The sequence below is a fragment of the Paraburkholderia sp. BGA-UO-ETr-F21 genome, assembly GCF_059567925.1.
On sequence record NZ_JCAQOY010000038.1, the window covers coordinates 1 to 12,890 of the forward strand.

Here is a 12,890-nt window from a genome sequence, read left to right on the forward strand (position 1 = left end):
AGATAGGGTGCTGCGAAGCTCCATTCTTCGTCGGACACATCGGTCGGATACCCTTTGCGATCTGCTCTTTTCATCCCGCCAGGATACTAGGTCTCCCGCAAAGTGCCTAACACGCTCTAGGCTGAGTCGGATTGTCGCTGTGTGTACGCCAGGCGAAGCAGAAGCGACATTTCCGGAAGAGCCCTTAATTCCCAACGGATACGTATACAAGCGAGTTTCGGCTAACGCCTCTGATAAGCGAGAGACAATAGCGGAAGTATTGGTGAAGCTCTCTCGAGACGTGCGTCGGATTGGTGAAAACTTTCGCTGGAGTATCTTCGCGGAGAGTATCGCGCAGATACTTGATTTCGATGAATTGGTGCTTAATGCGAAGCCGAACGCGACAGGGGTCGCGCAAGAAATTAGTCTATCTCGCCTTTGGACAGGTGGGGAGCAAGCTACTGCAAAGGTTCGAATGCAGGTCGACTTGGGAGGGGAATTAAGGCGAAGAGTCGGCAATAAGTCCTTGCCTCTGAGTAGCGGTCAACAATCCTTCGTGAGGCTCGCTGCGCAGCTGTGTGTTTACGCTGAGAATGGGGCCCTCATCTTGATGGACGAGCCGGAGACTCATCTCCATCCGAATCTGATTACCGGCTTGGTGGCCATGCTGGATAGAGTACTGGAGCTCTCTGGTTCAATTGCAATCATCGCTACTCATTCTGCGTATCTGGTTCGAGAGGTTCCGCATTCTCAGGTTCATATCATCCGGCTTGACGACACCAGCCAGGTGGTTGAGATAACGAAACCGCGATTACGGACGTTTGGGGCGGACGTCGGTGCGATTTCGCATTTTGTCTTCGGCGACGACATCGTGAACCGGCTTATCGGTCAGTTGGAAGCACATCTTGGAGAAGATGCTGGCGTGGCCGAGAAATGGCTTGAAACTATTGAAGGGGAGGTGTCAACCGAGGCGGTGATGGCACTTCGAAGAGAAATTAAGAAGCGCAAGGAACAAGGTCAATGAAGAAGCTTGTTCCGACGCCGCAAAATGACGCTGGTCTCTTAGAGGAAATGTCGCTGAACGAGCGCCTAAACAGTTATCCTCTGCTCGCAGTCCAGCTGAATGCCATGAAAGCGCGTTACAACGAGTACGTGGCGGGTCGAGGTGACCCATGGACCGTGCATGCTCCTCTGCCGTTGCCTCCAGCGCTCATCGAGGCCTTGAAAGGCCATTATGCGTCGCCGCCGAAATGTCTTGAATTTCTTGACACGCTTCGCACTTCTGGTTCGCCGGACGTATGTGCCATGTGCGGAAGTCTGAAGGCAGGTACGTTAGACCATGTATTTCCAAAAGACGTGTATCCAGAATTTGCGATTTTTGCACCTAACCTCGTTCCCGCTTGCGATTGCAATAGCAAGCGAGGTACCCGATATCGCGGTGAGGTGAACGGGGAGCGAACCCTGCATCCTTACTTTGACGATGTCTTGGAGCGTCGTCTAGCGTATGTACAATTCTCTGGTGAGCTGAAATCGCCTTTAGCAACGATTCAAGGAATCGAGCAAGAGTTGACTCCCGAGCAGGTACTCGCGTTACGCTTTCACATAGAGTCGATTCTAAAACGTAGTAGCCTCCTCACATGGGCGTCCGAAAAATGGGCGACATTTCATCGTGACCCGGAGGCTCTTCTGTTTGACCTCCATGAAGAGCACGTGACTGTTGAGGATGTACGTCGTGGTCTGGAACAGCGGCTAAAGGCCTCGGACAAGGAGCACAGAACACCGAACAATTGGTATTCGATGGTGTTTTATGGTGTTCTCCACTCCGAAGGCGCTGTCGCACACGTGCGAGACAGAGTGGATGCCGCGCGCGCTGGCGACCACGACTGAGCTATCGGCTCAGGATTGAACCAATTGAGACGACGGTAGAAGACGAAGAATTACCGCATGTCGTGCTCTCGACCGCTCAGGGTCGATAGCGCGCAGTGCTGAGTGTTTCCCAGGAACTAAGGGAACGACGGCTCTAGTCACATTGGATGAGAGAATAGACTATGGCAAAAGGCGTTGAAAGAGACATCGCGGGCGCTCGAGCTTCTAACGCCGGAGACCGGTTTCATGAACTCTGGGCGTTACGGAAAGCGCTTTCACTACTCGAACCGAACCCGCGCTACCAAGCAATCACCGTCGAAGGCGTACCGCGCGAATCTGCATCCCCTAACGAAGGGACGTGGACCGCCGTCGATGTGTGCCTCATGTCAGGGGGACACAACCTGAGCGAGGCCACGTGGGCGGAATTCGCTCAACTCAAGTATTCATCCGCGAGCCCTGAGGCGCTGTGGACCGTAGCTCGTCTGAGCAGCAACAGCGCGAAGAGAGGGAACAATTCTGTCATCAGGAAGCTTGCAGAAGCGTTCCTGGCTGCTGAAGGCGTTCGTACCGGTCAGAATTCATTGCTTCAATACGCCATTCGTCTAGTAAGCAATCAGAATGTGTCGCCTGACGTGTTCTTGGCGCTCGGAAGGTCGAGACCCGTGGATGCGGCGGAAAGGTCGAAAGCAAGAAAAGACGGTCATAAGTTGCGGACGGCAACCGGTCTCACCGCTGCGCAATTTAACTTATTCGCATCCCTGCTGGATTTTTCCGAGTGCGGTGCGGAATCAAACTTTGAGCAAGAACGCAAGGCAATCGAGTGTTTAGACCGTCTCATCGAAGGAGACTCCAAGCCGTCGCACCTCGAGCTGCATCGGTTCATCAGCGACGCAATGCTGCCCGAGTCAAGCCGTGCGCCCATCACCGAAGCGACTGTTTTGTCTCGCCTTGACGTAAGCTCTGACACAGCACTCTACCCTTGCCCTAACCGCGTAGTACCGGTGTCTCAGGCTATCGAGCGCCCAATTGCTAGGGCGGTTGTCTCAAACCTCGTCAATGGTGTGCAGAGGATAGCGTTACATGGTGGTGCGGGCTGCGGTAAGACGACCACGATTACCCAAATTGCGACGATGCTTCCGCCGGGAAGCATCTGCATCCAGTACGACTGCTACGGCGGGGGTAGCTACCTTGACGATAGCGCGCCGCGACATCGTCCTCAAGAAGCGTTCACTCAACTTTCGAATGAACTTGCAGTAGACCTCCGTGTGCCTCGGTTGCTGCGCATCTCTGAGCGAGGTAACGCAGCAAAGGCGTTCAAGGACAGACTGGACCAAGGTGCGCAGATTCTCTACGAGAGCAATCCGCCAGCCCTGCTGGTCGTTGCGGTAGACGCAGCGGACAACGCCGTCGCGGCAGCGAAGCGGCGTAACGACCACTGCTTTGTCAACGAGCTAGCTTCACTTGGCGACCTACCCAGCAATGTTCGAATCCTCGTCTCCGCGCGGACGGCTCGGCTAGCGGAGCTCGAACTGCCCATGAATTTCAAGGGGCAGCTCATTGAATCATTCAGTCTGAGTGAGACTGAAGCCAACGTCGCCATACATATTCCGGAACCTGACGTACACTGGACGCGTGAATTTCACGAGCTGACGCGCGGTGTGCCGCGTGTTCAGGCATACGCGTTTGAGCTATCGAGGGTTCCGGGTGAAGCGATGCAATATCTGCTTCCCAGCGGAAAAGGGTTAGACGAAATATTTGAGCAAGCGTTCGAGAACGCATGGCGAAAAGGCGGCGATGCCGGTTCCATTCCGGTCTTGTGCGCTGCGCTCATTTCGCTGCCTCGACCGATTCCGTTGGTGGAATTAGCGTTCACCATCGACAAAGACTTTGTACGGGCGAAGGACCTATGCGAAGACTTGGGTAGGACGCTCGTTATCAAAGATGACTGCGTTTCGTTTTCGGACGAGGATTTCGAACACTTCGTTGCGCAACGTGGCAGTTCCAAATCGCCGCTGGTGCGGGCAAAGATTGCTGAGCGGCTCCTCGCGAACGAGAAGGACAGTGCCTACGCTTGTCGCCATGTCGTGCAAGCACTAATCGTTGCGGGAAGAGACGCAGACGCTCTCAGGGTCGCGACACAGGAGCCTGAGGGGCGGCTGTTTGCGGACCCGGTTGAACGACGACTCTGTCAATTGGAAAGGATGCGGGGTGCGCTCCGAGTTTGCGCGCGCAGTGGCAGCCCGAGCGAGAGCATGTATATCCTGATGGTGGGAGCTGAGGCGCTTAGAACAAGTGATGCGATTGCGAAGGCGTTAGCGCTCAATCCTGACCTGTCGGCTAGGTACGCGCGAGAATCTCTGGACAGATTGGTTCTGTCCGATGAGAGATTCGTCCAAGCCAACGGACCGGTCCTGTGTCACTTAATGGCCGAAGATGCGAAGCGAAATTTGTCTCTCCAGGTTGAGCGTGCGCGCCGTTTTTTCTTGGCGTGGAGGGATAAGCAAGCAGACGATAGAGAGTATCGTGAGTATTCACAGCAGCCCACTGCCGCTGATGTGGCAGCGTTCTATCGTGCTGAAGCTGCGAGGACCGGGGTTGATGCGGTGTTGCGTCGGTTCCGGCGGCACGGTCCACGACGTGAAGAGATTTTTCGTGCGTTTGTCACAGCGTTGCTCGGGGAGGGCAACTTCGAACTGGTCGAAGGTCTTCTCGCCGACCCCAAGATGCCTGCGGAGGCGAAAGTCTATGTCACTAGCTTGCTGGCGAAAGCCGGGAGGCAGATTGATTTGGACATGGTCGGCTTATTGCTGAAGAGACTGCAGGTCCGGGGAAAGCTCCGCGAATCCACGGGGCAGCGTCGAGCGGCATATACGGGTCTCTTCGGAGACTGCCTTACCCTCTGCGAGCTTCTTGCACGCAACGGTGAAGGTATCGACATCGTCCATACCGCACTTACCGAGATGGCCCAAGGCGACCGACCGCGTTGGCGACACCTTGAGTTATCGCAACACGGGTTAATCGATGTAATTTTGAGGGCTGAGAGTCTTCTGTCGGAGCTAGACGAAGGGAGCTTGACGCTCGACGGACTGCTCGACGTCGAGAGTGCCACAGCAATGGGCTGGAGTTCCGATAGTGAACTCACGTACGATGAACACCAGAAGCGCTCGGACGCTATTGAGTTCTTTCGCGCTTATCTTCCGTTCTATCAGGCTCGCGCGCGGTATGTGGTGACCGGTCAGTTGGAAGAGTTCGCCGGTGCCGCTAAGGCTAGATGGTCGAAGGCTCTCGAAGCCGCGAGCTACCTGTCATCTCGAACAGGTGCGCGCGGCATGCACTTCGTCGTAGCTGACGCAATGACTGCTGCGCTCGCATTCGACAATGGACGCATCGGACCACTATTCGACGTCGTCAGAGTTGATTAGCTCGAGTCAGGCTACTTTCGGTGGCCGCGAAGCGCGTGTATTGCGTCCCTTCTCCTGGCGTCCGGAGGTATCTGGTGCGCTAACTATGTTCGCCAATATGTGCTTGCCTAGAATCACTGATTTGAGGACGACCTCGTCGGAGAAGGCAGCATCTCTATTCGAACTCTCACGGTTGCTACTGGAGTGCAGTCCGGAAACATCGGGAAGTCTTTTCAGTAAAGCGGTACTAGTTCTTGAAGACGTAGATATCGCGGAAATGCGGCTGCTTGGGACGTTTGAGACTCTGTCAAATGTTTCGTCCAAAGCACTTACGCCTACGCAGTCTCGAAATGCAGCGCTGGGATTGGCCTCATTCGGAACAGTGGTCGGGACACGCCTTCGCGACTACGACCACTTCCCCTGGAGACCGCTTTGTCGAGGACTGGCTGAATTGAATGCACCTGTGGCGATGGCGGTGGCGTCGCGGTGGGACGACGAGGGACTTGCTGGCATCTCCGAAGCACTAAGCGAGGTTCTAGTCGCCGGTGTGAAGACTGGTGCAATACCGGCGCAATATGTGGCGGCTAGTAGTTACCTCTTTAGCGAAGTGCCGGAAGGCCTCGTTTCAGGTGTTGTATACGCGGCATCAAAGCTTGATGATAACGCTCGCTTTGCCGTTCACGAGATTTTGGCCGAATGTGAGGCGCTCCGTCGTAGTCCCAATCCACGGAATAATGTCGACGACGCTATTATTGCAGGGGTACCAACCGAGCTACGCCGTCGTTGGGTGACGTATCTTGCATATCGCAAGGAGTTCTTGAAGACTGCACGAAAGCGCGACCGGACCGACGTGGAGGCGGCGAGTGCGGACGGCAAGAATCCGGATGAGAAGCTTCGTGAATTCTTAGACGCCCTTGATTGGGAGAATCTCAATGTTCGTTCCGCTCCTGACATCGCCACGTTTGTCGATGCGGCTGCTGACAAGGCTAGAGATGAACTTTCTCTCTACGCGGTTCACCGCGACTTGTACGAGAGAGTTCAGCGTAGAGTGCCAGAGAACGCGCGTGTTTCTTATCTTCAGAATCTTTCAGAGATTGCGCTCCAAGGCGATACAAGGTACGAACTGATTGAGGCTCTCACCGATGCCGTCATTGGCTGGTATGGGAACTCTGTGGCAGTTCGGGACTGGTGCCATCACGGTTTGCCGAGGCTAATTTCTGCGAAGCTAAGGATGTTTATCCGAGCATGGCGCTCGAAGCCATTGCTGAGCCTTTTGATAGAAGCAAGTTGCGTATCAGAGGAGAACGTCTATCCAGCCATCTTGGCCGGATTGTCGGAAAACATCGAAGAATTCGACGCTAACGGCATCTACGACCTCCTTGAAATAATTGCCGTTCTGGTGAGTCACGGAGATGTTGCCAGTTTTGTTAATCGTTATGTCGAACGACTCACCGAGAAGGTACGCCCGGAGGACCGCTTCGAGTCTGTCAATATTCCAAATCAGGTTGACGAGGCGTTTGCGCGACTTATTTATGCCTATCTCAGCGATGCCGACCTCGCGATGCGTTGGCGCGCTGCGCACGCTACGAGGAGCCTGTTCTGGCTCGAACAATCGAATGTTCTTGACCATATGGTCATGCAGTACCACGTTACATCCGAAACAAGCTTTAGAGCGGAGGGAGCCGCGTTTTACTGGCTTGCCGCTCGTCTCTGGTTGACAATAGCGGTGTCTCGGGCATGCGAAGACCGTCCAATAGTTGCCTGTAAGTACGCTACATTTCTGCTGTCAATTCTAGACGATGCGGCATTTCCGCATTTGGTCGTCCGTGAGTTCGCTAAGCAGGGCATCGCAGCGTTGGTGGAAGCAGGAGCATTGACGTTGGCGAGGAGTCAACGCAACTCTCTTGCTAAGGTCAACGTTTCTCACTTGAGAAAAAGACGGCGTCCGACGCACCTGAGCTACGATGAATCGGCTGCCGAGAAGTCTGGTGAGCGTCGGTTTCACTTTGATGCACTTGACACGCTTCGATATTGGTATCCGGGATTGGCGCAGGCGTTCGCCAATGTATCGCTCGCTGACTTCGTCGCTGAAGCCGAGCGTTGGATTGTAGACAAGTGGGGTGTCACATCCAATCCGTGGAGATGGGACGAAGAGTCGCGCAAGGAGAAGTTCAAGCGATATCCTTATGAAACTCGTCATAGCCATGGTCAACTGCCGCGCATCGAACGTTTTCATACACACCTGGAATGGAACGCTATGTGGTGCGCGGCCGGGGAACTATTGACGTCACATCCACTCGCTTCTAGCGATTACGACAATGATGAGGAGCGTCTGGCAGACGAGCTTCGCAGCGTCGTCACTGTTGGACCTGTGAAGTGGTTGTCGGACTTGCGAAGTCCGAAGCCACTTGAGCGCCGATTCTGGATACCGGCTGACCACTACGTGGATTGGGTTCGCGAACCCTCGATGACGGAAGTTCTCGGACTGCTGGGTTTGGGCAGTCGGAATGGGTGGTACGCCGTGTACGCGGATTACGACTGCTATTGGGGCAGTTTGCACGAATCCGTACGTGTTACATCTTGTCTTGTGGGGCCGAAAGGTGCGCCAGCGTTACTTCGAGCGTTGCAGTCGTCTGGAGATGCTCATGGATATTATTTGCCGTCGTCGGATAACAAAGAGGATGAAATAGACGACGCACCGTTCAAGCTTAAAGGATGGCTTGAGCAGAGTGATGGTCGGGCGGGTCTTGACGAGAAGGATGACTTTGCGGCTGGGATGTCCCCGCACTTCATGCAGCCGGGCAAACAAACTCGGAAGACTCTGAAACTAGTGCCGAGCGACGAGTTCGCTTACGGTTGGGAGAAGAAGGCGACGTCTGAGTTTATTTTCTATGCTGAGCAGTGGGCGGATGAAATTCCAGAGCGACATCGCAGAGACGAAGAAGATTTCGTTCGCTCACGTGGGGCGCGTGTGCATTGTAGAGGGCATACTCTGCAAGAGGTATTGCTTAAAGAGCAATGTGACTTGCTCATAAAGGTCAAAACGTATAGGAAGTTTGACGATGAAAGCCGGTATAGCGAAAGGACGAAAGAAGATTCATACTTCGTCCGGTACCTCCTCCTCACAAGTCAAGGTGACATCTTCGATGCCTCAGGACACGTTGGAGCTTGGAAAATTTCTGGTTGATGAGCTGAAGCAACACGGTAACCCCGACACACTTACAGTGTGGCTTCTCCATTACATCGCGGAATTGATTGTAAAGGCCGAGTGCGAACCCGCCTCGCCTGTTGGTATCGCCGCACGCCGCGAGGCGTGCGAGATGATTCTAAAGCTATGGGAGCATCGAGCGACGTTCAGGGGGCGCGCCAATCCGATGGAGGAGTACGGTAGTGCGCTCAAACTCTTACGCTCGCTTCGAAAAGAGGGCTTTTTCGTTTTTGGCGGTCTCGAAGACTACAAAGACCCCGTCGATGCGCTCAGGGCAAGTTCGGCCGCTTTGCTCAGTTCCATGTTGGTGCTGCGATTGCCAGACGAGAGAGACGAACGGAATGTGGCGGTGCGCAATCTGAGTAAACTTGAACGCGAGCTAATGAAAGAGCTCAACATCGTCAGAATTACGGCGATTTCTAGGAGCTCTAATTCGCCTGATGAGGAGTCGGTTGACCCGCGTGCTGTCCTGAAAAAGGACACTCTTGAGGATATCGTGCGCCTGCGCAAAGCTCTCGATGCTATAGAAGCTGACTTGGTATCGGAGAGGCAATCGACAGCGAAGGAACGAGCTAACGCAGTAAAGATTTCCCCAGCAACGGAAGGTCCAGGAGTCGAGGGTAGGGCCGTCACCGGCACTGAGGATGGCGCGGTGACACGTAAATCGCTATCGAGCAAGAAATCGCGTGCTCCAGCGAAGAAGCCTCCGTCCAGTGTTAGAGGCCGAGGCGACGCCCGATAGAGGTGGCAAGCCTCATCTCCTCGGCTGCCGGCCGAACGGCTGGCTGAACACCTATTGGACGGACAAGACTAACCGTGCAAACACGAGAAGAACTCTGCGACGAATTCCAACGTAACGTCGCTCTTATCGCCACGCAACTCAACGAAGGGTTCGGGGTTCGCCACAAGCGAGGTGGTGGTCCGCAGTCACCTCTTGTTCGGTGGTTCGATTTTCGACTCAGGGTCGTGGACCCTCGGCCCCGAACAATATACCTGTCGGACAAATTCCCAAAGACACTGGACCAAAAGACAGCCGGAGCGCTCGCGGCGTTGGTCGAGGCGATACGCAACGGTGACGACATCAATCCGTACCAGAGCAAGGGCCTTCTGCGAAACGATTCTAGTGGTAAGCGAAGGGCAGAACGGACGGACCTCCTATGGGCTGACTGGGGGATTCACCATCTTCACGTGTCTGACGAACGCATTGAGGGCAAATATTTTTCGGCCCGGAGCGGACAGCTACTCTTCGTGTTGTTCGGACCGGACTTCGCTCTCTTTATTGATGTTTTGCCACATTCGGGGGACAAGCTCCGTTTCTCGCGTGAGGAGCTCATCCGAATTGTGGCTAGGAATTGGCCCGAAGTACTGGCGCAGTTCGAGTTGAAGGGGGTATTGGCGGGAACGTCGCCAACGGATGCAGAGCGAGACGCTCTTCGTAGAGGAGGTGTTGATGCTCCTTTGTTCTTGGATGGTAAGGCGTTTTTTGCGCCCGGGCGCGGAGTTACCTCAGCATCGACTCCGGGCAAGGTGACCGATATGCTCATTCGACTTCGTCAAGACCTGCGCGCCCTCGCTGAATATGTACTGGACCTGAATGGTCAATTCATGTCGCATTTGTCAGAACGAGGCTCCTCGGAGATACATTTTTCGTTGCAACTACACCCGGTCGGCATCGTACTCGATGAACGGAGCACAGGGCACGCTTGGACGTTTCCCGATGCGAGGGTGGAGGGGCCTAACAGCGCGTTTGCTGAGATATGTGACATGTTCACACCGCCCTGGGTTCGGGAAGCGATGAATCGGAAGTAGGTAAGCTCCCGTCGGTAAATCGTGGTTCGTGGCGGTAATCGGCCCCTTGCCGCCTATCGACAGCGCCTCGGTCGTGTAGCCGTAGATATGTTGGGGGGTACGTGACGTAACTAGGCAACTTGGCTTTACCGGAAGTGGCCAACTAGACCATCCTGCACTTGTGATTTGGAGGACCCATTGCGCGGGGTGAGTCCGTCTGCGTCTCAATTGTTGCCAAGGGCGTCGCCGTGTTTTACCGCGCGGACGCGTCGCTGGTGCGCGGCGATTAAGTTGGCGGTGGCGTCCGTCCCGACATCGGACTTGGCAATCTATGCCGCTTGTAACGCCGTTTGTGTGACCCGAAGCTAGCTCGACTCTCGGACAGTGGGCCTTTCAAGTAGATGGAGGCTGCGGACTGCGATAGCCCCGCTTGGGCGCGAAGCCGCGAAATCGCGGCCCGTCTCATCAGGGAAAGAGCTTATGAAGCGAATCTTCGTAGCGCTGCTGCGGTTTCAGACCTGATGTGTCTAGCCCGTAGGTCCGCAGAAGCCAGCGCGACTCGCCGCCGGCTTCACCGTCGACGGTCGTTCGCCCGTGCAGGCCAATACGGTTGTTGACGAGCAAAATGTCACCTGGCGAGATTGCGACGCCAATCGCGCAGGTCTTGCACGCCGCTGCGAACGCCTTGACGGCATCTGCAGCCGCCCCTTCTTCTTCGTCTGCGCCTGCGTTACTGTGGCTGAAACGAACCCACAGTTGGCCATCGACGTCGAAAAGAAGCTCACCGCCGTCGACCAGGTGTTCCTCTCCGAGGATGCGCTGCGTCCCATCCCGGAACGTGCCTTGCGCCCGAATAATGAACTGCGGCTTCTTCAACTCTGAAATCTGGTCGTCCGTAAGCTGCGGCAGAATCTGCGAGAGCGGCATCACGGTCGTTTCCGCATTCGTCGGGTTTCGCAGACCGGACAGGCAAACAAAGTCCGGCGAGGGTGCAATACGTGCTTCCTCACTATCCAACCGGCCACGCACCGGGAAGCTCACCGCGTCTGTATGACCGTCCATCGAACTGCGGGACTTATCCGAGAAGTAACCTTCACCCGGGATGATGACGAGGTTGACAAACAACTCACCATTGTTCTCGGAGCCGTACGAAACGGTGTCGAGCCCGAGCGTCGCAATTGCGGCAATCGACGACGCCCTTGCGAGAAGCGTACCTTCTGCATCGGGAAGTGGCAGAAACCCTTCTGGCGTCGCAGGTAGGCTCACCACTTCAAAGGTGCGGGGCAAGTGGAGAAACGCCTCTGTCCACGCCCGCTCTCGAAGAGCGTTCAAGTCCGTGCCTGTCCGCGCGAGTTCGGCGGATACGGCTGCGCTTAGTTTCTTGCCAAGGCTGACGGGCTCCGCGAGGGATTCGCACGCATCCTCAAACGTGGCCCCTGCACGCCATTGGTGCACAGCCGCTCTGACAGCGGCGGAAAATTCAGCGTGAATCAGGGTGGCCCCCGTGTTTGATATATTGTTGATACATGCTTATACTAAATACAAACCATCACACTGTCCAGCATGCGAGCCAAGATTCTGCCCCAAACTGATGCCAAGCGCGCGGCCCATTTGATTGCTCAATGGGCGCAACTGATTTGCGTCTTGTCTGCGAACGCGAAATTCCGTTCGGATGCTCGGGATTCGGCTGTCCGCTGTACCGTCACTCTTCCGAATGAGGAGGTGCTAGATGTATCGGCTGGCTCAGCGGAGGCAGCGGCATTGGAAATGATGAGTACTCTCAATTCCAAAGTGCTAGGGGCACACAGCCAGACAGGCTGGGACACTGAATACCAAAAAATACTCGATAAAGGTAATGAGCCCACGGAGGCAGTTATGCATAGCGAATCTCAGCACCATGCTAATGAAGCGAGCCGTACGAAAGAGCGGCAAGACACCATTGGCGTAAGCAGCAAGAGGGCATTGCAAGTGGCTGTGGGCCAATTGGCAGACCTTCGGGGGGATTCAGTTGCTGCTGTCGCACGCGAACTCGTGGCGGAAGGGTTTGAGGAATTTGAGAAGAGGAGCAGAAGCGATAGTCCCACAAAGCTGCTCTCTAGTTATGAGTCGAGATTGACCGCTCTGGATGGAGATGACACTGTTCAATGGATGGTGAGATTGAACCGTCATTTATCTATCCGATTGAAACTCACTGCCAAGGAGTATGGGAAATCATCGTCCCAGCTTGTTGCAATGTGTATGGTCAATTCACTCTCTCGGCAACAAAGACTTGCTCAGTCGGCTGCCACTGAGGCAGAACTTGCATTGGCCCGAGCTGCTATTGCTACTGTAAAAGGACCAAAGGTTCGGCGATTGGCAGTGGACGTAGGGATAGGAAGCTATGCATCTCTAGTCAGTGGAATGCTCTCGGGAACTATCGAGACACCTCCAAAGTTGCTTGATGCGATATCGACAAATCTGGACGTATCTCGAATTGCACTGAAGCAGGTGCTCATCGAATCATTCGATGAATCTGCTGTTCCAGCATTCAAATCCGAAGAGGGAAAGCCTCACATACACCTTGAACCTCAAAAATGGGAAGATGCAGTCAGGTCATTGGAGTTATCCAATGACGAAACTATCAGACTGATGAAGTTCAAAGAATAACG

General features: G+C 54.8%; 7 protein-coding genes. 6 read left to right on the forward strand and 1 reads right to left on the reverse strand.

Annotated features, from left to right (window positions below):
• The first annotated feature begins 262 nt into the window (after positions 1–262).
• From AC57B1_RS28265 to AC57B1_RS28285, 5 genes are all read left to right on the forward strand, one after another.
• Positions 263–1,003, forward strand: a complete 741-nt coding sequence (locus AC57B1_RS28265; RefSeq protein WP_496419340.1) for an AAA family ATPase — start codon at positions 263–265, stop codon at positions 1,001–1,003.
• On the forward strand, positions 1,000–1,866 hold the full coding sequence (locus AC57B1_RS28270) for a hypothetical protein (RefSeq protein ID WP_496419341.1): 867 nt from the start codon (positions 1,000–1,002) through the stop codon (positions 1,864–1,866). The genes AC57B1_RS28265 and AC57B1_RS28270 overlap by 4 nt, the downstream gene beginning before the upstream one ends.
• A gap of 161 nt (positions 1,867–2,027) precedes the next feature.
• Complete coding sequence (locus tag AC57B1_RS28275) at positions 2,028–5,267, forward strand: P-loop NTPase family protein (protein WP_496419342.1); 3,240 nt, start codon at positions 2,028–2,030, stop codon at positions 5,265–5,267.
• A gap of 430 nt (positions 5,268–5,697) precedes the next feature.
• On the forward strand, positions 5,698–8,433 hold the full coding sequence (locus AC57B1_RS28280; protein WP_496419343.1) for a hypothetical protein: 2,736 nt from the start codon (positions 5,698–5,700) through the stop codon (positions 8,431–8,433).
• Positions 8,393–9,196, forward strand: a complete 804-nt coding sequence (locus AC57B1_RS28285) for a hypothetical protein (protein WP_496419344.1) — start codon at positions 8,393–8,395, stop codon at positions 9,194–9,196. The genes AC57B1_RS28280 and AC57B1_RS28285 overlap by 41 nt, the downstream gene beginning before the upstream one ends.
• A gap of 1,511 nt (positions 9,197–10,707) precedes the next feature.
• On the opposite strand, the gene AC57B1_RS28290 is transcribed toward AC57B1_RS28285, so the two are convergent.
• Positions 10,708–11,529 (reverse strand): TauD/TfdA family dioxygenase, encoded by an 822-nt coding sequence (locus tag AC57B1_RS28290; RefSeq protein WP_496419345.1) that lies wholly within the window; start codon positions 11,527–11,529, stop codon positions 10,708–10,710.
• A gap of 276 nt (positions 11,530–11,805) precedes the next feature.
• Between AC57B1_RS28290 and AC57B1_RS28295 the strand changes: the two genes are divergently transcribed.
• The gene (locus AC57B1_RS28295; protein WP_496419346.1) at positions 11,806–12,888 is read left to right on the forward strand and encodes a hypothetical protein; all 1,083 of its coding nucleotides are present in this window, start codon (positions 11,806–11,808) and stop codon (positions 12,886–12,888) included.
• Positions 12,889–12,890: the final 2 nt, after the last annotated feature.

Bases quoted from the DNA above. Each gene is read 5' to 3' on its own strand.
- AC57B1_RS28285 (WP_496419344.1), top strand. From the start codon at position 8,393: ATGCCTCAGGACACGTTGGAGCTTGGAAAATTTCTGGTTGATGAGCTG.
- AC57B1_RS28270 (WP_496419341.1), top strand. From the start codon at position 1,000: ATGAAGAAGCTTGTTCCGACGCCGCAAAATGACGCTGGTCTCTTAGAG.
- AC57B1_RS28275 (WP_496419342.1), top strand. From the start codon at position 2,028: ATGGCAAAAGGCGTTGAAAGAGACATCGCGGGCGCTCGAGCTTCTAAC.
- AC57B1_RS28295 (WP_496419346.1), top strand. From the start codon at position 11,806: ATGCGAGCCAAGATTCTGCCCCAAACTGATGCCAAGCGCGCGGCCCAT.